The sequence below is a fragment of the Alteromonas sp. I10 genome, assembly GCF_003201515.1.
Classification (GTDB): Bacteria; Pseudomonadota; Gammaproteobacteria; order Enterobacterales; family Alteromonadaceae; genus Alteromonas; species Alteromonas macleodii.
Genome location: NZ_QJJN01000001.1, coordinates 911,029 through 930,311, shown reverse-complemented (window position 1 = coordinate 930,311; position 19,283 = coordinate 911,029). Strand labels below are relative to the sequence as shown.

The following is a 19,283-nucleotide window of genomic DNA, read 5'->3' as shown; positions in this document are numbered from 1 at the left end:
ATCCTTAGCGCTTAAAACGCGTATTGCATGGTAACTTGAGCGTGACGAGGTACGTTTGGCATGACAAGTGTCGCACCGAAATACCCACCTTCAAACAGCGGCTGCCAGTTTTCTTCATCGGTCACGTTAATGATATCTAAACGCAATCGAAGGTCATCTGTTACTTGATAGTCTGCATTTACATCAACCGTATATTGGTCGCGAATATGCACCGTTTGCAGAAATTCTAGTGGGAATGACTTGGTATAGAGTGCACTTGCACCCACTTGCAAGTCATCCGTAATTTGCCAGCCAGCGTTAATAGAAGCAATTTGTGGCGGGATCCCCTGAACTCGACTGTCTGATGCAGGGAACGCGGCAAAAGAAGGTGAGCCTACTCCTGTACCTTCAATAATATCAGGGCGACTATTATCAAACGCATCAATAACCTGCGCCGTACCTTGAAACGCCGCTGAATCATCAAAACGCGCGTCTAAGTAGCTATAGGCGGCATTGATCCAAACATCGTCTGCTTGATAGAACATTTGTAGTTCGAAACCTTGTGTTTTCACACCACTGTTACTGCCATCACGGTTACGTAGGCTTCGGGTTTGGTCAAACACAGCGGCCTCTGCATACCAGCTGCTGTTTGGCGCATATTTTACACCCACTTCGTACAGCGTATTTTCAGTAGCAAAGTTAAGCGGGTTAATCTCGTTATTACCGCCTAACACCGTTCCACCCGCCATGCTGTTCGATGTTGCGTCGTTTTCTGAAAACGCCGCGTAAACATTTACATCACCCGTTAATTTGTATACTGCACTTAACTGGTAGCTGGTTAATGTATCGCTGTACGAATCTGAAGCTGCTTCAACACCAATCGGCGCTAGTGGGTCACGCGCGTCTACGTCATAGTAATCAACACGTAAGCCAGCAATCGTTGAAAATTTGTCGGTCCACGTCGAGCGCTGCTGAAGCGCCAGGCCTGTTTGCCATGCGGTAGAGTCGGTGGTGTCTGACAAGTTAAAATCGCCGTTACCATCACCGTCTACGTCGTATTGCGCCCCCGGTGAAACATATACGCCAGGACGCAGCTCAACTAATCGGGCTTTTTGGGCATCGGTAAGCGGAATAACGCGGTTTGAGATAGACCCGGTTAAATCAATCGGATTATCGGCCTCAGTGGTAAACTGGCTATAGCCCAACACGTCGTTGTAGCGTAGCGCTAACCCTACAGTCGTGGTTTGGCTGTCGTTCCACTTATAATCTAGCTCAGTACGGTTTTCGAACGTGTCAGCCCCGTCAATGATCTCAACAAAGCTATTTTGCGCTATTTCTTCACGTTCAAGATATTGATAATAAGTAATGTTGCGAAGCGCCACGTTATCAGTCATTTTGTATTCGACACTGCTTCGAATAACCGTAGTTTCAGCACCGTTAATGTCGTCAGGATTTGTGAATACGCGGTTGCGAGGAATAACCACTTCTCCGGTAGGAGAAATGATAGCACCTGCCCCCGGTACTGTACTGCCATTCGGCTGAGTGCCTTGCCCAGTAATATAAATACCGTTATCGATAAGGTCTTGCGTTGGGCGGTTGATACCTGCGTTGTCTGGATAGTCTGTGTCATAATACTCCGCGCTGATATCCCACGTCAGTACATCGCTTGGCGTATAGCGATAGGCTACAAACAGGTTCGTGCTATCGCGCTCGGCAAAATCGTAGAAACTGCCATGGTCTAAGTACTCTGCACTAAAGCGAATACCACTTTTACCTTCTTCTATAGCTGTGCCGTAATCCACTTGCGCTGAATACTGATCCCAGCGCCCGGCGCGAAGGGTGACTTTCCCCTTGCTTTCTGTCGTAGGCGCAACCTTAGTTTGAAGGTTTACAAAGCCACCATTGCGCTGCGTACTACCAAACAACACTGGCGACGGCCCTTTCACCACGTCAATTTGCTCAACGCTATTGAACGACAAAGGCAAACCAAAGCCATTGTTGCCCGCTTGACGTCTTATACCATCTTGAAAAAGCTCACCTAATTGGCCGCGTATACTGGGCAGGCTTGGCGTGCCAAAACCGCTAGAGGCGTACGCGTTAGGCGCCGCTTTTACGATGTCGTGTAAATCGTTAATGTTAAGTGCCTCTATCGCTTGTGCCGACAGTGACGTCACCGCTCTAGGTGTCTCAGCTGCACTTAAACCGCTACCGAAAATGCCTTTAAGTGTGTTATCGCTAGGATTTAGCGTATCTAAACTCTGCTGGTTTCCGGTTACCTCAACTACTTCAATGTCTGCCACTTGTTGGGCATAGAGCGATTGACTGACGGCAAGTGCGAGTGTGCTAACGGCTAGGCCGATTACTTTTTTCATTAACAGATCCGTATTTTTAATTCTTGTTCGACAAGACCGATACGCGTCACAAAAAATTTCAGTACATTTAATTTTCAAAAAAATATTAAAAAACACAAAATTAATTGAAATTTTTATTTTGAACGGTCGTTCTAGTATGCTTGCACTATTATACTTTTGGAGCATGTATGCAAAACAACACCGATATTCAAAACCGACTACAATGGTCGCTACTTTCTCTTCGCGTAACAATATTTATCGTTATGTTCGTATGGACACTCGATAAGTTTGTTAACCCAGCCCACGGCATGGCCATTTTTGAAAAGTTCTATGGTATCGGCGGCGTGCCTGAAATGGCCGTTTACGTTATGGGCGCACTGCAGCTTGCGCTGGTTTTGGCGTTCTTAGCGGGACTTGCGAAAAAATACACCTACGGTCTTATTTTTATTCTTCACGGTGGGTCTACTCTGTCTTCATTCCCGCAGTATCTAGATGCCTTTAATCACCTGCTGTTTTTTGCTGCATGGCCAATGTGGGGCGCGTGCTTTGCACTTTTCCTATTGCGCGATGCCGATACTAAATTTGCCTTTGGCAAGTAGCAGCTATTCGTTAGCTAATCACGCTAGATAATACCGCTAGATACACCGCACGCTAGAAAGTTAGCGCATAGCGATAGCCCTTATATTTAGCTTTAGTAAGCTAACAAGATATGACGGCTACGCTTTATAGCATTTAACTTACTGTTTGGCAGCAGCATACAGTTGCTGCCATTCAGCCTCTTCTACAGGCATGATTGACAGTCTTCCACCTTTTTTGACCAATGGCAGTTCAGTAATACCGTCCATCGTTTTAATCACTGAAAGCGGCAGAACGCTTGAAAATTTCTCTACAAATTTCACGTCAACGCGATACCAGCGGGGGTTATCCTGACTTGATTTAGGGTCGTAATATTTTGATTCAGGGTTAAACTGCGTGGTGTCCGGGTAGCCGTCTCTTGCCACTTCAGCAACACCTGCAATGCCCACCAGCTTGCAACTTGAGTGATAGATAAATACTTTGTCACCCTGTTTAACGCCGTCTCGTAAAAAGTTACGCGCCTGGTAATTTCTTACGCCGTCCCACGGTTCCGTTTGTTCTGGGCGATTTGCCAAGTCATCGATTGAAAATGCATCAGGTTCTGTTTTAAATAGCCAATACGCCATAGTCGTTGTTAATTCTCTTCGTTGTAAATAGACAAGCCTGTCATTCGCTAAATCCGGGCATTTGAAGCGCTTATAAAAACCTGCGCTCATGGCTAGCTTTACAGCTTGTTGATTTAAGTGAGTATACAAAGCTCTTTAATTTAATGACAGTGCTATACCTTAGCTTGGCCAACACTGCTATAATTACGCACTTATTCTGAGCTACAGCCTAATTTAAGCTCAGCAACTCTCTGATTTATCTAGATGTGATTACTATGCAAGCCACCATTAAGGCCGATCGCGGTCTGTTTTCTTACCCTAAATATTGGCCACACTGCCTGGGTACTGCGCCGTTTCTCCCCATGTCGAAGGAAGAAATGGATGCCCTTGGCTGGGACAGCTGTGACGTTATTTTGGTAACGGGCGATGCGTATGTAGATCACCCTAGTTTTGGTATGGCGGTGATTGGCCGAGTACTTGAAGCGCATGGTTTTCGCGTGGGTATTATTTCTCAGCCAGACTGGACCAGCAAAGACGATTTCATGATGTTGGGTAAACCCAACCTGTATTTCGGCGTAACAGCCGGCAATATGGACTCTATGATCAACCGTTACACGTCTGACAAAAAGCTTCGTCACGATGACGCTTACACGCCAGGCAATGTAGGTGGCAAGCGCCCTGATCGTGCGGTTACCGTGTATTCACAGCGCTGCCGTGAAGCGTTTAAAGGTGTGCCTGTTATTGTTGGTGGCATAGAAGCCAGCTTACGTCGCATTGCGCACTACGACTATTGGAGTGAAAAAGTACGCCGCTCTGTACTGTTCGATTCCAAAGCGGACATGCTCTTTTTCGGTAACGCCGAACGTCCTCTTGTTGAAGTCACTCATCGCTTAGCGGCAGGTGAAGATATTGCCGATTTGCGAGACATTCGCGGTACTGCGATTATCGTTAAAGAAGCCTTACCAGAGTGGCAAGGTGTTGACTCGACCTCTCTAGACAGGCCGGGCAAGATAGACGCCATTCCAAGCCCCTACCAGATGGAGCCCGAGTGCGATTCGCAGGATAAAGACGCCAAAAGCAGTGAAGCGCCAGAAGCCGCCCCCATTGTGATTCAGCCTGCGCAAAAAGAGAAAGAAAAGCGTAAGCCTTGGGAAAACGTGTACGTTAAGCTACCTGCGTACGAGACGGTGAAAGACAACAAGGTGTTATACGCACATACGTCGCGTATTTTGCACCAAGAAACCAATCCTGGTTGTGCGCGTGCGCTAATGCAGCGCCACGGCGACAGACACATTTGGATTAACCCACCGGCCATGCCGCTTGAAACCGAAGAGATGGACGCGGTATTTGATTTACCCTATCAGCGTGTGCCTCACCCTGTCTATGGCGATGCTAAAATCCCCGCATACGATATGATCCGCTTCAGTATTAATATTATGCGCGGATGCTACGGCGGCTGTACCTTCTGCTCTATTACTGAACACGAAGGGCGTATTATTCAAAGCCGTTCTGAAGACTCTATTATTCGAGAAATTGAGCAAATACGCGATACGGTACCGGGCTTCACTGGTGTTATTTCAGACTTAGGCGGCCCGACGGCGAACATGTATCGCCTGCGCTGTAAGAGCCCGAAAGCAGAAGCTACATGTCGTCGCCCGTCTTGTGTGTACCCTAGCATTTGTGCGCACATGGATACGGACCATAAGCCAACTATCGACTTATACCGCCGTGCTCGTGAGTTGCCTGGAATTAAAAAGATATTGATTGCTTCAGGCGTACGTTACGACCTAGCAGTAGAAGACCCGGAATACGTGAAAGAGCTGGCCCTTCACCACGTAGGCGGCTACTTAAAGATCGCTCCAGAACACACCGAAGATGGTCCTCTTTCAAAAATGATGAAACCGGGCATGGGCAGCTACTACCGCTTCAAAGAGCTATTTGATAAGTACTCACAAGAAGCAGGTAAAAAGCAGTACCTTATTCCTTACTTTATTGCATCGCATCCGGGTACCACCGACGAAGACATGCTAAGCCTTGCGATTTGGCTTAAAGAAAACAAATTTAAGCTCGATCAGGTACAGAACTTCTATCCGTCGCCAATGGCAACAGCTACCACCATGTACCATACCGAGGTAAATTCCCTTCGCAAAGTCACTAAAGACAGTGAAGAGGTGCCTTCTGCAAAAGGTGAAATTCACCGTCGATTACACAAGGCGATGTTGCGTTATCACGACCCGAAAAACTTTGCGCAAATTCGCGAAGCCCTTACGCGTATGGGGCGTGAAGACTTAATAGGCCGTGGTCCTCAACACCTTGTTCCGCCAGAAACGGCAGATGAAAAACGCCAAAAAGCGCAAAAAGGCCGTCGTGGTGAACGCGCACTGACTAAACATACTGGGCTTCCTCCTACCTTTCAGGGCAAGAGCAGCAAAGGCGGTAACGGCGTAAATAAGAGCCGACGTAATTCCAACGCTAACAAGCAAGGTCATGGAAACACAGCACAGCAGCGTAACGAAACCGGCGGGAATAAGAATAGAGGCAACGCATCGAAAGGAAATAATAGCGGCGGCAACAGTCGCGGCCGCACGCAAAAGCAGCCAAGCATGCACAAACGATAGCAGCAAAAACGCCCAGAGCTTGTAGACTCTGGGCGTTTTTTTAAGGCCTATTGTCAACGATGACATTGCGCTTTCGTCGATTTATCCCGACTTATGCCTCGTCCACTATATAACAGGTCACATTTTCAAGCTTGGTAAGTTCCCCACTTTGGTCGTTACGCAACACGCACTGTTCACCATCACTTAGCAACGTAAAACTATAAACAGGGTTGTCGTGCCTTCCGTCAATAGGTAATCCCCTACTATCAACCTTTGCTTTACGCTCAATCGTAATGCTCGCGGTTTGACTGAATGCATCCTCGGCTATCGTTATGTTTAGACCACCAAACCAGTTGCTGATCTTACTTTCAATAGCTTGCTTTTGACTCACACTGATGGATTTGGTTACTGCCTCGTGTAACTCAGCCTCCTGCGTTGTCGCGCATCCGCTCGCCGAGAGCAAAAGTATCGCGAGAGGTGCAGCTAGCAGTCTTCCTTTTAGCAGTTTTCCTTTTTTATTAGGAAGCGACATTACTTGCGCTCCTGAATAACAGGCTGATTTATTTTGTTGTGTAAAATAAAGTTCTCTTTGCGTTGTTCAGGCTTGTCGATAGGAATGAGCTTTTCGCCCCCTAACGCACTTTGGTTACTGCGCAGTGCTTTGACATCCGCCACGCCGTTTGACGTGACAACTTCGGGACATGAGCCTGTAGCAGCATATTCCAATGCAGCTGACAGCATCCCTTCATTTGGATCACCCAAGCTTGCGGTAAAGTCATCTTCAACTTCACACCCCGGCAACTCAAAATCGAAATTAGGCGTGGTGGTAGGCATGAAACCATCAGCATAATCACCAAACCCTTTGTTATTCACCCCTTGGAACTGGATAGTAAAGTAAGTCTCACCACAATTGTCTGTTGGGTAGAACCCATACGGCTTACCACAAGTAGTAGAGCCAATTTGCACTACTTCTACATCAATACCACGAAGTGCATTCATTACCGCTTCACTTGCTGAACATGTTGCACCCGTGGCTAAAACGTAAACCTTCGTCAGCGAAAGGCTAGGCAGAAGCGTGTCGGTAAGTTGCCCTGCGTTATAGTCAATAACATTGCGGTAAAACGGTGTTGGACGAATAGTCTCTCCGGTGACAGGGTTGGTGTTTGGGTTTTTATCGTTAAAACGCAATGTTTCAAAGGTTGCGTTATTGGTTTGGTTCGGACCCGCTATCATATAGGAAAGCTGTGAAGCTAGCGCCAAACGTCCTCCGCCGTTGTAGCGAAGGTCAATAACGAGCTCGGTCACATTTTCTTCAACAAACATATCGAACGCATCAATTAATCCTTCTTGCGCGGTAACGATAAAGGTATTGAATTGGAAGTAGCCCGTTTTGCCGTTTTCGGTATCGAGTACCTTTGCGTTTTGAACCGGCGTTACGCTGATATCGCCGGAGGTGATGTCTACTGAGAGAGTTGAACCATCAACCTGCTCAAACTCAAAGCTTGTAACCGTACCTGCGTCTTCCGGAAACAGAGCAGCATTAATCGCGTTGACGCCCTGCTGCGTGTTGTCATTGACAAAGTCGACGCCGTTTATACGCGAAAGGGTTGCACCGCGAGGCACGCCAGCAGTAGCTGCAGGTGAACCCGGCTCAGTGAATCGCACTGTTAGTACTCTCGGCACGGTTGTCGAACCAAATTCCCAATCAAACCCATAGCCCGATGAAATCCCCGATTGAGACAGTTCGTTATATTCGGCAGTGTCTTGTGAAAAGTGGAAGTTATCTTTTGGCGTACCGCTTGGCGTTAGCTCATTGGTTTTAAGCTGATCAAAATATCCCAACACTGAGAAATTTGCAGGGTCATTGTCATCTACTTCGTCGTACCACAAGTAAGTGTCATTAGTCCAAGTACGTAGCCACAGCTTTTCATCCATGGCGGTACCTTGTGTATCTGGGTATGCCCTATTAGTAAAAGGGTCAATACCACTTCTAGGAGTCTCACATTTCGCTAGATATTGAGATTGCGGTTCATACACTCCCGCTTCCCACTCTGGCTCTGTTGTTACAGGTGTCGTTGGCGTGGTAGGCGTTGTCACCACGGGAGGGGGATTAGACGAGCCTGAGCCGCCTCCACATCCAGCTAGAAGAGAAATCGTGACTGCAAGTGCAACAGAAGAATACGTATACGCTTTCATGATTTAGAAAATATCCTTTTAAAACGGCTAGCCCAAAACTATTAAACTTGTGCTAAAAACAACTTTTATTAGCATAGCCGATAGTGACATATCCTTCTGAGCGTAACTACATAGCAAAAGTTTAAAATGTTTCGAAATGTAAGAAAACGTGTTGCAGAGTTGATGAGTAAGTTTCATTCGTGACGCGTATCGCTCCATCGCGGTAGAAAAGAAGACTACTTATTCTGCCGTAACAATATGCTTAATATCGTCTCTAGTTTAACTGCAACACACCTACTGCTCGTGCAGTTAAGCTACTCACATATACACCTTCATCTGTCTGTATTGCGCCTGTAACAAATGGAAAGCCACCACTAGGGTCTTGGTAACTTTGTAAAACCTCTCCGCTTTCACTTATTTTAACAAGATGCCCGTATGCTTGACCTTGCGGGCGCATGAACTGTGGCAGACGCTGTACAATTTTGCGAATGAAAGGCTTGTCAGATAGAGCGTCAACGGGAGCGGAGCGAGGCGAAGCAAGACCCAGAAAGTACGCGCCGCTAGTTGCCTGGCTGATGTTGTCTGGGAATCCCGGCAAATTATCAATCACGACCTCCACTTGACCCTGTTTGGGCCCAACTAGCCAATAGCGCAACACGCGATATTTACCGGTTTCGTTGACCAACACTGAATTTTGATCATGGCTTATTGCGACACCATTCGCAAAAACCAAACCATCCATCAGTACATTACTCGTTCTACGTACTGGGTCGTACTCTATAAGCCTGCCATTGCCTCTATGTTCCAAAATTTCTAGCAGGCTCGCTTGCAGCGTTCCCCCATACTCTTTGGCGGAGAACTTGGTGGTTGCGTCAGTGAAGTAAATATTGCCGTTGTCGGCAACATCCACATCGTCCGCATATACAACGTTAGTGTTTTCTACTTGGTTAACCAATACCGTTAGCTCACCTTCAGGGTCTGCAATTAGCAATCCGCGATGTGCATCGGCGATTAATAAGTTGCCGTTGGTATCGAACTCGATACCGAGCGGGCGTCCACCAGTGTTAATCCATGGAGTAAATGCTGCCTCACCTTTTTTCTTGAGTAATACCGCACCAGAATGAGTAGCGGTTGCAATAGTTCCCGCAGCGTTTATCGCAAAATCCTCCGGCCCTTTATCTTCGCCTAATTCAATAAACGAGAGGCCCGCCAAACGGTTGTTTTCAATAAACTCCCCCGAAAATCCGCTACTGCTCGGTGCTTGCCAGCCTATTGGCGCAATGGGAACTGGCCACAATAGTAAATACCCTAAAACCAGAATGACAACGCCACCGAATACCTTCATTTATGCTCTCCTACAAGCAACGCATGTTGTGTATCTATCAACCATAGCAAGCAACCCTCCGATACTCTGCTTTCGTTTATAAATAGAACACTATCATCCAGAGCTTTCTAAATAGCGCATATTTGAATATGCATTACAAATTCGTTAGGTAGCATCCATTCCCCCCTTCAGATCGTTTGTTTATAAAATGCTACAGAGGTACGTCATGCCATTTTATGCAAAAACACTCGGAGATAATCACGCTAAGCAAGTAGACAAAGAACTACGTGCGAGCCACGCGGGAGAGACGGGAGCCGTTTGGATATACCGTGGTGCTCTATTCGCCGAATGTGTTTTAAAACTGGTTAATCTTTCTGGCACAAAAAGCGAGGCACACCCCTTCATACATGAGCACCTTAAAACGGAAAGACGACACCTCGCCGTCTTTGAAAACGAAATGCCGCTTTTCAGGGGAAGTTTTATTTTACCTTTATGGATAGCTTCTGGGTTTATCACCGGCTTTATTCCAAGACTTTGCGGTATAAATTGCTTTTACTACACCATTTATCGAGTAGAGCAGTTCGTAGATTCGCATTACGAAGAACAATGTAAGCGCATTTCTGCGTTAGCCATCCCCCCTTCAAACGTGATAAATCGGTTTAGACAATGCCAATCAGATGAACAACATCACAGAGATGAAGCGCTGCTCCTAATGACGAAAAGGCCGTCGTTATTAATGAAATTATGGGGCGCAGCCGTTGAAAAAGGCTCTTCTATTGCCGTTGCAATCGCAAAAGTGATTTAAGTTTTCGAGCTTATGCGCAGTGACCTGTGATAAAAAATAGGCATCAGAGAATTTATTAATTGAAAAAAAAGAGACGCTTTTAGAGTGGGAAAAAAGGACAGAGTTCGGCTACCAAAACCCTGTGACAACTGCGGTATCAATGCCGACACACAGTTTCGTATTCGATGTGGTGATGAAGACACGTGGCGTATAGTATGCAAAGCTTGTCAAGAACGAGCAAAGGCCAGCAATGGCTATATGTATGGCGGTACGTGGAAAAGAAAGAAGCGTAACTAAGGGGCTTCCTGTGAGCCCCTAATAGTTACGATAAGATTTACGCATTCACTCTTTTTTCTTGCGCTGATTGAGGCGCGTTGTTACTCGCGTCGGCTTCAATCTGAGTTTCTGCATTTTTAGCTCGCTTAATCAGCGTATTAGCACGATAAACACTCCACACCACGTACACCGCCATAGGTATATTAAGCTGAAGTGACGCAACCGATAGCGTCGCGCTTTGGTGCACAGCCGCATAGGCTATGAGTAACACCATTACGCTTAGGCCTGATATAAGCAACCATATCGGCTTTGTGAGTGATTTAACTCCCACTGTAATGCCGGTATTAAATAGCATAAGGCACCAAAAAACGGCGATGAGCGAGCCTGTAAAAAACATATCTGCTACAGCAGTTAATGCGAGTGCACTCACACTACCCCACACCGTGCTGTACCAAAGCCTGCTTGCTAACGGCGGATGCGCCTTCTTAGACAGCCAAATCTCCATACCCGACACGCAAAGCATGGTCAGCATCACACCAAGAACAAAGTACAGCCATTTGCTGGTAAGGCCGGCGAAGTCACCGAAGTGCAAACGGTACATCGCCCATACCAACTGCTTACCCCATTCACCGAATTCATAGCCGGCCACACCGATAAAGTTACCCGCCGTATCGAATCGATAGCCTTCTGCGTAGATCATTCTATTGGGTGCCTTGGCATATATTTCGATGAACTGCTCTGGTTCACCGACTTCGTGTACCGTTAAAAATATTGGCGACTTTTCTGGCGCTAGCGTTTCCATTTGTGCAAACGCCCTACCAATAGCCGGTTTACCTTCCTGTGGCGCTAATACAGGGTCTGGCGTAAAAATTTTCTGGATAACCGCGTCGCGATCGCCTTCGTAATTTAGTGAGGCTACAACCACCAAAATGATCCCTGCCATACCAAAATATGCGCCTGTTATACCTATAACTAAATGAAAAGGCGCTGCCCATAGTCCAAAACGGTTGTGCAAATCAATTTGTGCTTGCTGACCGTTGCCACCCCGTCGAAGTTTAAAAGCATCTTTTGCTATTCGTTTGTGAGCAATAATTCCAGTGACGACAAGGGTACAGATGATAGCGCCCAAAGCGCTGACCAAAATCATTCCCCAACTTTGTGGCAAATTGAGATACAAGTGCAAGTTCACAAGCATTTCGGTAAAAGACACGCTTTCTTGCTCTAATAAGTTACCTTCACTGTCGGCAAAGTAAGCAGCATGATCGTTTTCTACCACCAACCGAGGGATATCTGATGTAGGGAAAACCACATAAAGATGGTGAGACTCTTGCGTATTCTGAGCCAAAAAGGTGTCCATCGCCTTTTCAACAACATCAGGAGAAACATTCTCCATTTCTTCAATATGCGGCTGTTCCCACCTTTCAAACTCTAAGTGAAAAACCGCAACGGTCCCAGATAAGCACACCAAAAAGAGAAGTACACTTAGAAAAACGCCTACCCAAGTATGTGCATTTAATGCATTTTGTTTTGTTATTTTATCCATCGATATTCACCTACATGGGGAGGAAAATAAGTATTGGTAGGCAAAGCGCAGCCAAAACTGCGTAAGCAACAACAACTTTAATTTTGTGGGCGGTAGCAAGGTAGTGATAAACAATAAGACCCCACAAAATTGGCAACAGCACGATACCTGCAGCCAACTTCCCTGCTATTGAGAATGGTAGTAGCGCACATAGTCCTAGCGTCAATAACACGCTCACAACCAATAAAACAACCAGCACCACGATGTAGTTTGCGATGTTCCCTAGAACTGTACGTCGCGAGAAATCAAAGCTCCTCGGCTGAGGTACATTTTTTGGCTGAGGTAAATGCGTTTGGTTAAACGCAATAAAAGGCCACACTAAAATGGAAGGAATACACAGCGCATATAGCACGCCAAACTCCCACCCCTGAGCATAAGACCAGCACACTGCTGCAACCAGCCATACGACAAGACCCAAATAAAGATACGTTGACGCTTGAGCGCGCCAACTTTTATAAATAACACCTAAGGCTGCAAGTGTTAAACCACCCGCTGCAACTGAAAGCATGATAAATCCTTAAAACGAATAGGTTAGCGACGCGTTCACTGTTCTGCGTACACCTGGGAAACAGTCACCTCTGAATAAGCAAGACGTGAGATATTTTTTATCGGTCACATTTCTTACATTCAGCTGCAAATTCAAATTATCTGCTAGCTCGTACGACACCATCAGGTCACCAAGGGTGTAGCTAGGTGTGTCGTATCTGATGACACCATTCTCAGAAACTGATTCTCCTACGTAGCGAATACCAGCTCCTACCGTCAGCGCTTCAAGCTCAAGTGGAGAATAATTTATCCATAGGGATGCATTGCTATCTGGCTGTGCTGACAACGAGAAACCGTTAGGATCTTCAGCGTCCATGACCGATGCAGCGAACTGCGCTGTTATCTGGCCAAAGTCTACGCGCCCTTCTAGCTCAATCCCTTCAATGGTCGTTACGCCTTGCTGTTGCGCCGCTTCGTCTGGTAATCCGTTAGGATTAGGAAGGTTTGAAACTTCAATATCGTAATACGCCAGCGTGATAAAACCAGGAACTGACGAGAGTTCATACTTAATCCCTGCCTCGTATTGACGGCCTTCTTCTGGCTTAAGCTGGTTGTTATTATTATCTAGTCCCACTACCGTCTCGAACGACTCAGCGTAACTAAGGTAGGGAGAAATGCCGTTGTCAAAGCGATACAAAATTCCAGCTGAGTATGATGTTTGCCTGTCATTCTGCTCAGTTACGCCTGTATCATTATCAACGCGGTCGTGACGTAGGCCTAGCGTTACCCGCCAGTTTTCATAGGAAATTTGATCAGACAGGTATAACCCCGTGTCCGTGACTGTCTGTTCAGGTGCATCGTTGTAGATTGCGTCGAAAATGGCTTGCTCTGGTGCGCCTGTGTACTCAGGGTCAGCCAAGTCCAGAATGTACCTAAAATCACCTTGTAATACCCCACCACCAGCATAGTAAGCAGAGTTGGCGTCAGTCTTAACATGTTGATATTGTACACCCGCTAATAACTCGTGTTCGAAAGCGCCTGTTACAAAGCCCTTGTTTACACGAATATCAAAAGCGTGTTGATTAAACGTATTGTCTGCTTGATAAAACGTTCTCGGCACAAAGGTATCGGTAGGCGCGACCGGTGCCCCTACAAAAGCGTTTAGATAGCGAGTACCGCCCGTAAAAGTGGGCCACGCTTGGTGGTAGTCTGCCTCACCATCTCGCCATAAGGCAGTAAATGAAAGTGACGTTGTATCGTTAATCAAGTGCTCGCCAAGCAAAGTAACTTGGTTCGACTTAGTATCAAATTTATTAAACCCTGGTTCACCTGCGTAAACATCTTGGTCGGGTAAATAAGTGCCGTCAGCCAAAGGCAATAATGTGCCTTCCACAGGAATAAACTGCGCTGCTGTATCACTATCAGTATCTTGGAATAACCCGATTAGCGTTAGCGTTGTATCGTCAGAAGGCATGAAGGAAAGTGACGGCATGAATACTTGGGTGTCATCGCTAACGTAATCAACCTGAGAGTCAGCATTACGATATATACCAACAAAACGCCCCATCCACTTATCATCTTCAGACAGGCTGCCGTTTACATCCACCCCAACTTGCGCGCGGTCGAAGCTTCCGTAGGACAACACCACTTCGCTTCCTTTGCCTAACGTCGGCGTTTTTGACACATAGTTCATTATGCCACCGGGAGAGCCCTGACCGTAAAGTACAGAGGCAGGCCCCTTGAGCAGCTCAACCTGTTCCATTGTGTAAATTTCAGCTCGCGTAGAATTATAGCTGCCAAACAACTCTTGAATTGAGTCGCGATAGCGCGGAATACTTAATCCTCTGGAAGAGATTGAATCGACTCGGGTGGCGTATCCGTATGACTCCCCCGTCACACCCGCCATATAAGTGGCAGACTGAGAAAGATTTAACACACCTTTTTGCTTTAAATCTAATGCGGTTTCAATGGAAATTGTACGGGCGAGCTCAACAATCGGTGTATTTGTTTTTGTTGCGCCAAACGGAGAACGCATGCCCACTACTTCAATCTTTTCTACTGCATTCGCTTCTGCTTTTTCCGCTGTTGCTTCTCGCTTATCTATAGCTAAGCCAGTGCCACTTTCATCTTCCTGAGCATGTGCGTGAGACACTAAGATAGCCGCTACCGACAAGCTGAGTAATTTCTTATTCATGTTGTGTGTTTTCTGTTATTAATTTTTAAGACCCATCAATTCGCCTATTACAAGAATGAAGTGAACTGAAGGCTGCATTAGTACTTTCGTCTAATTTAGCAAAAATTTACACAAATGATAACCAGTATCATTCACATTAACATCAATAAGTAACAGAAAACGCGTTAACCGAGGTTGTTAAGTAACATAAAGATACGCGCATACAAAAAAGCCGAACTAACAGCGTTAGCTCGGCTTTAACTCTCATGAGAAGTGAAAGGCTAATGACTATGCCGCTTCACTTTCCTGTTCAGACTCAACCACTTCATGGCTTAACAAGTATTCAAATGCAGCAAGCGATGCTTTCGCGCCCTCGCCCATCGAAATAACAATTTGCTTATACGGTACTGTTGTTACGTCACCGGCTGCAAATATACCCGGCTCAGATGTATGACACTTAGTATCAACGATAATTTCGCCATACTGTGTCATGTCTACCGTGCCCTTCATAAACTGACTGTTAGGCACAAGTCCAATTTGAACAAATACACCTGCAAGTTCACGGGTGTGCACTTCGTTAGTTGAGCGATCTTGGTATTCAATTGCGTTCACTTTGCCATTTTCAGCAGTAATTTGGCGCGTTGCCGCGTTCTTGATAATGGTAATATTATCGCGCTTTTGAGCTTGATCGATAAGTACCTTATCCGCTTTTAGTTCTGGCATAAATTCAAATACCGTCACCGATTTTACAATGCCTGCAAGATCAAGTGCCGCTTCAATACCTGAGTTACCACCGCCAATGACCGCTACGTCTTTACCTTTGAAGAAAGGGCCGTCGCAGTGTGGGCAGTACGCAACACCATTACCGATGTTCTCTTTTTCGCCCGGAACACCAAGTTCTCTCCAGCGGGCGCCTGTCGCAACAATGACCGTACGAGTGCGGATCTGTTCGCCAGAAGAAAGCGTAATGGTTTTAATATTGCCTTTCTCAATGCTATCAACGCGTACGTGCTCTTTGAGCGTAATGTCGTAATCGCGTACGTGCTCCATCAAGTTACCAACAAGCTCAGGGCCCGTTGTTTTAGGTACTGAGATAAGGTTCTCGATACCCATGGTATCTTTAACTTGGCCGCCAAAAGTTTCAGCAACAATGGCAACTTTAAGGCCTTTACGGGCACTGTAAATCGCCGAAGCAACGCCTGCTGGACCACCACCGATAACCGTTACGTCTTGAAGTGGTAACGCATCGCCTTTGTTTGCTTCTTTAAGGCTAGGGTCGCGTTCAATTAACTTGTTGATAAGCACAGAGGCATCAACTTTACCATTCGCGAATAGCTCGCCATTAAGGTATACGCTAGGAACACCTTGGATGTCGCGCTCTTGAATTAGATTTTGATATAACCCGCCGTCGATCATTTCGGTCTTGATGTTAGGATTAATCAAAGCAAATTGATTAAGTGCCTGTACGACTTCAGGGCAGTTGTGACAGCTTAAGCTAATGAACACTTCAAAATTAAGTGGTTCATTCACCGCTTTCACCATCGACTTAACGCTATCGTCTAGCTTAAGTTCAGTACCCGCTGCATGCAGCATGGCAAGTACAAGCGAGTTAAACTCGTGACCGCCAGGGATACCAGAAAAACGAATTCCCGTATCTTCGCCGTCAGCTTCCAATAAAAAGCTGATTGCACTGCGCAACTCACCATTTGTGTCACGCTCTTCTACGTTTAATTTTTCGCTTACTGAAGCAATGTCGGACAGAAACGTCACAAGCTCTTCACGCTTGCTATGTTCACCGGTCTGTACGACAAAGGTTACGTTTTTTTGCATTGACTCTGCATATGATTTCAATGCTTGTAAAATTTCTTTAGTTAACACGGTTATTCTGCCTTATTTTCGACACGCCGATCCCCGCCAACCTTTTGAAGGGTCAACAACATAAGCGGAAATTGGAAATTAATATCAGGGAGTGGAGACCCACCCCCTACAAATTATTTGCTTAATACTGTGCAGTGCACAAAGCGCTGAGCTTTCAAATATTAAGCGCTAAGCGTGCTGCTTAGATTTTGCCTACTAGGTCAAGTGAAGGTGCTAGTGTTGCTTCGCCTTCTTTCCACTTAGCTGGGCAAACTTCACCTGGGTTGTTTGCAACGTACTGAGCGGCTTTAACTTTACGTACTAGGTCATCTGCGTCACGGCCGATACCTTCAGAAGTGATTTCCATCGCTTGGATGATGCCTTCTGGGTCAACAACAAATGTAGCGCGGTCAGCAAGACCCATAGTTTCACGCATACAATCGAAGTTACGAGTGATTTCGCCTGTTGGGTCGCCAATCATTGCAAATTTGATCTTGTTGATCGTGTCAGAAGAATCGTGCCATGCTTTGTGAGTGAAGTGAGTGTCAGTAGATACTGAAAATACTTCTACGCCACGTGACTGAAGTTCTTCGTACTTGTCAGCGATGTCGCCAAGCTCAGTTGGACAAACAAATGTGAAGTCAGCTGGGTAAAATACGAAAACTGCCCATTTACCTTTGATGTCTTCGCTGCTTACGTCTACGAATTCGCCGTCTTTAAATGCAGTTGCTTTAAAAGGTTTGATAGCAGTATTAATCAATGCCATGTTTAATTCTCCATTTGGTTTAAATTATTTTCGCACGTTAAACACATACGAATACAAACTTTACGTTTATTGTGTCGACATGGTTTTGCAGTTTTGTGAAGATATTCACTTAACGCGAAATTCATGTCTCTCGAAACTGGTGATAAGAATAGCGCGCACAATCACAAAAAACTAATTGGTAAAAATGAATCGCTTAATCAGGTTATTGAATTGAACGATGAAAATTGAGCCAAAATAGATTGATTGTTTTGCAATACGGTTTCACCGGCTAAATTCTGCTGAATGAGAAAACTATGACCCATTCCCGACTACAGCGCATCTCCCACGAAATAATGCTAATCGATGGACACGCGCCATCTCGCACTTTGGCAAAGCATGCAAAAATGGAGGCCAGCCCCTTTGTTTTCTACAGAGGCAGTGCGCAGCTGTTTTACGCTGACATAAAAGCTGGCCTTATCAATTTTCCTAAAGAATGCGAGACAGTTCCCCTCACCAGCGTGATGGGAGACTGTCATACTTCCAATTTTGGCTTTCTCACAGAAGAAGGCTCTCACGGAGATACAGTGATCTTCTCACCCAACGACTTTGATGATGCGTGTGTCGGCAAAGCACATTGGGATGTGCTTCGTTATCTCACTTCATTGCACCTTGCCCAGATACATTGCCTAGGCGCCGTTGATGGAAAGTATGCGTGCGATAGCATCGACATCACTAAACCTGTTGTCAGCCACCAGCAGGTTATTAATGCGCAATACGCATTTATTGAGCGTTATGTAGAAACCTGTAGCCAAGTAGTAGAAAACGCCATGGTGATTAATGAAGCCGTAGACTACTGCCCAGATGCCGTGCCAAGCAAGCTGACCAAACTATATAAAAAAGCCAAAGCTCGCAGCGCAGGAGGAGAAGACTTCACGGTTAAAAGTGCGCTGGCTAAAGCCGTTCATTTTGATGGCAAGACCTTGGGGTTTAGGGCCAACAGTGAGAAATTTTCTACCCTAAGCCCACAAGAATACGCCACGCTACTAGAAGCTTTTGCTCCCTACATGGACGATGCGGTAGTCGATATAGTGAAACGCCTGGACGCGGGCACCGGGTCGGTAAATATGGCGCGCTACTACTTTTTAGTAGGACCAGCAAAACCACATAATTCAGCAAGCTTTGCGCATTGTCATATTGTAGAGGTTAAGCAACAACGTGTTGCGGCGCCTATTTATTATTTTCCAGATTTTAACCCGGTTAATCGCCTAAATGCGGCACACCTTACAGCTCGATGCCAACGAAGAATGCAAAGAAAACCCGACTTAGTGCTTGATGAAGTTAAGTTTGAAAATGCGCATTACCTGGTTCGCTCCCGACATCACGCTAAAGTGGGAATCGACCCACAAGATATTGCAATGGGAAATAAAGCGATAAATGGTGGCTTTGAGTATTTTGCCGAATTGTGCGGATATAGCCTTGCGCTAGCTCACTGCCGAGGCGATAGAAGAAGTACACGATTCGCGTCGTCAGCATCAACATCTTTTTCTCAAGTAAAAAGCCTGCTCGTAAAAATAGCAAATCTTTATACAGAACAAGTAGTTGATGATCATGCGCTGTTCACTCGTGCGCTGAAATAAAGATATCAATAAAAAGCGTATTTTTTACCAGGCGAACAGTTGTCATAGACATGTCGTTAGCATTACTTAACACCTATATTAGCTTTTGGTTAAGAGTTAAAGGTATGAGTAAACTTACCTGTAGATGATAAGATCA

At 45.9% G+C, this 19,283-nt stretch carries 14 protein-coding genes; 4 read left to right on the top strand and 10 right to left on the bottom strand.

Features of this window, described 5'->3' with window-relative positions:
- Positions 1 to 11: 11 nt before the first annotated feature.
- The gene (locus BZA03_RS03965) at positions 12 to 2,351 is read right to left on the bottom strand and encodes a TonB-dependent siderophore receptor (RefSeq protein ID WP_110288025.1); all 2,340 of its coding nucleotides are present in this window, start codon (positions 2,349 to 2,351) and stop codon (positions 12 to 14) included.
- Between the two features lie 167 nt (positions 2,352 to 2,518).
- On the opposite strand from BZA03_RS03965, the gene BZA03_RS03960 reads away from it, so the two are divergent.
- On the top strand, positions 2,519 to 2,929 hold the full coding sequence (locus BZA03_RS03960; RefSeq protein WP_014976366.1) for a hypothetical protein: 411 nt from the start codon (positions 2,519 to 2,521) through the stop codon (positions 2,927 to 2,929).
- Between the two features lie 138 nt (positions 2,930 to 3,067).
- On the opposite strand, the gene BZA03_RS03955 is transcribed toward BZA03_RS03960, so the two are convergent.
- Positions 3,068 to 3,532, bottom strand: coding sequence for an EVE domain-containing protein (locus BZA03_RS03955; protein ID WP_110288085.1), 465 nt, complete (start codon positions 3,530 to 3,532; stop codon positions 3,068 to 3,070).
- 254 nt (positions 3,533 to 3,786) lie between these two features.
- On the opposite strand from BZA03_RS03955, the gene BZA03_RS03950 reads away from it, so the two are divergent.
- On the top strand, positions 3,787 to 6,129 hold the full coding sequence (locus BZA03_RS03950; RefSeq protein WP_110288024.1) for a YgiQ family radical SAM protein: 2,343 nt from the start codon (positions 3,787 to 3,789) through the stop codon (positions 6,127 to 6,129).
- A 91-nt stretch (positions 6,130 to 6,220) separates the two neighbouring features.
- On the opposite strand, the gene BZA03_RS03945 is transcribed toward BZA03_RS03950, so the two are convergent.
- From BZA03_RS03945 to BZA03_RS03935, 3 genes are all read right to left on the bottom strand, one after another.
- The gene (locus BZA03_RS03945; RefSeq protein ID WP_075176466.1) at positions 6,221 to 6,640 is read right to left on the bottom strand and encodes a hypothetical protein; all 420 of its coding nucleotides are present in this window, start codon (positions 6,638 to 6,640) and stop codon (positions 6,221 to 6,223) included.
- The gene (locus tag BZA03_RS03940; protein WP_110288023.1) at positions 6,640 to 8,304 is read right to left on the bottom strand and encodes a S41 family peptidase; all 1,665 of its coding nucleotides are present in this window, start codon (positions 8,302 to 8,304) and stop codon (positions 6,640 to 6,642) included. Before BZA03_RS03940 ends, BZA03_RS03945 begins: the two co-directional genes overlap by 1 nt.
- A gap of 253 nt (positions 8,305 to 8,557) precedes the next feature.
- A complete protein-coding gene (locus BZA03_RS03935) occupies positions 8,558 to 9,628 on the bottom strand; it encodes a strictosidine synthase family protein (RefSeq protein ID WP_110288022.1) in 1,071 nt (356 codons plus the stop codon).
- Between the two features lie 205 nt (positions 9,629 to 9,833).
- Here BZA03_RS03935 and BZA03_RS03930 point away from each other — a divergent pair, with 205 nt between their 5' ends.
- The gene (locus tag BZA03_RS03930; RefSeq protein ID WP_110288021.1) at positions 9,834 to 10,412 is read left to right on the top strand and encodes a demethoxyubiquinone hydroxylase family protein; all 579 of its coding nucleotides are present in this window, start codon (positions 9,834 to 9,836) and stop codon (positions 10,410 to 10,412) included.
- 313 nt (positions 10,413 to 10,725) lie between these two features.
- On the opposite strand, the gene BZA03_RS03920 is transcribed toward BZA03_RS03930, so the two are convergent.
- The 5 genes from BZA03_RS03920 to ahpC all read right to left on the bottom strand — a co-directional run bounded on the left by BZA03_RS03920 (position 10,726) and on the right by ahpC (position 17,531).
- Positions 10,726 to 12,210: a PepSY domain-containing protein gene (locus tag BZA03_RS03920; protein ID WP_110288020.1), complete on the bottom strand. Its 1,485-nt coding sequence runs from the start codon at positions 12,208 to 12,210 to the stop codon at positions 10,726 to 10,728.
- A gap of 10 nt (positions 12,211 to 12,220) precedes the next feature.
- Positions 12,221 to 12,757, bottom strand: a complete 537-nt coding sequence (locus BZA03_RS03915; protein WP_075176461.1) for a hypothetical protein — start codon at positions 12,755 to 12,757, stop codon at positions 12,221 to 12,223.
- 9 nt (positions 12,758 to 12,766) lie between these two features.
- The gene (locus tag BZA03_RS03910; RefSeq protein WP_110288019.1) at positions 12,767 to 14,929 is read right to left on the bottom strand and encodes a TonB-dependent siderophore receptor; all 2,163 of its coding nucleotides are present in this window, start codon (positions 14,927 to 14,929) and stop codon (positions 12,767 to 12,769) included.
- Between the two features lie 267 nt (positions 14,930 to 15,196).
- Complete coding sequence (gene ahpF, locus BZA03_RS03905) at positions 15,197 to 16,786, bottom strand: alkyl hydroperoxide reductase subunit F (RefSeq protein WP_014976359.1); 1,590 nt, start codon at positions 16,784 to 16,786, stop codon at positions 15,197 to 15,199.
- Positions 16,787 to 16,967: 181 nt separating this feature from the next.
- On the bottom strand, positions 16,968 to 17,531 hold the full coding sequence (gene ahpC / locus BZA03_RS03900) for an alkyl hydroperoxide reductase subunit C (protein ID WP_014949268.1): 564 nt from the start codon (positions 17,529 to 17,531) through the stop codon (positions 16,968 to 16,970).
- Between the two features lie 293 nt (positions 17,532 to 17,824).
- Between ahpC and BZA03_RS03895 the strand changes: the two genes are divergently transcribed.
- The gene (locus BZA03_RS03895) at positions 17,825 to 19,147 is read left to right on the top strand and encodes a DUF2252 family protein (protein ID WP_110288018.1); all 1,323 of its coding nucleotides are present in this window, start codon (positions 17,825 to 17,827) and stop codon (positions 19,145 to 19,147) included.
- Positions 19,148 to 19,283 lie beyond the last annotated feature (136 nt).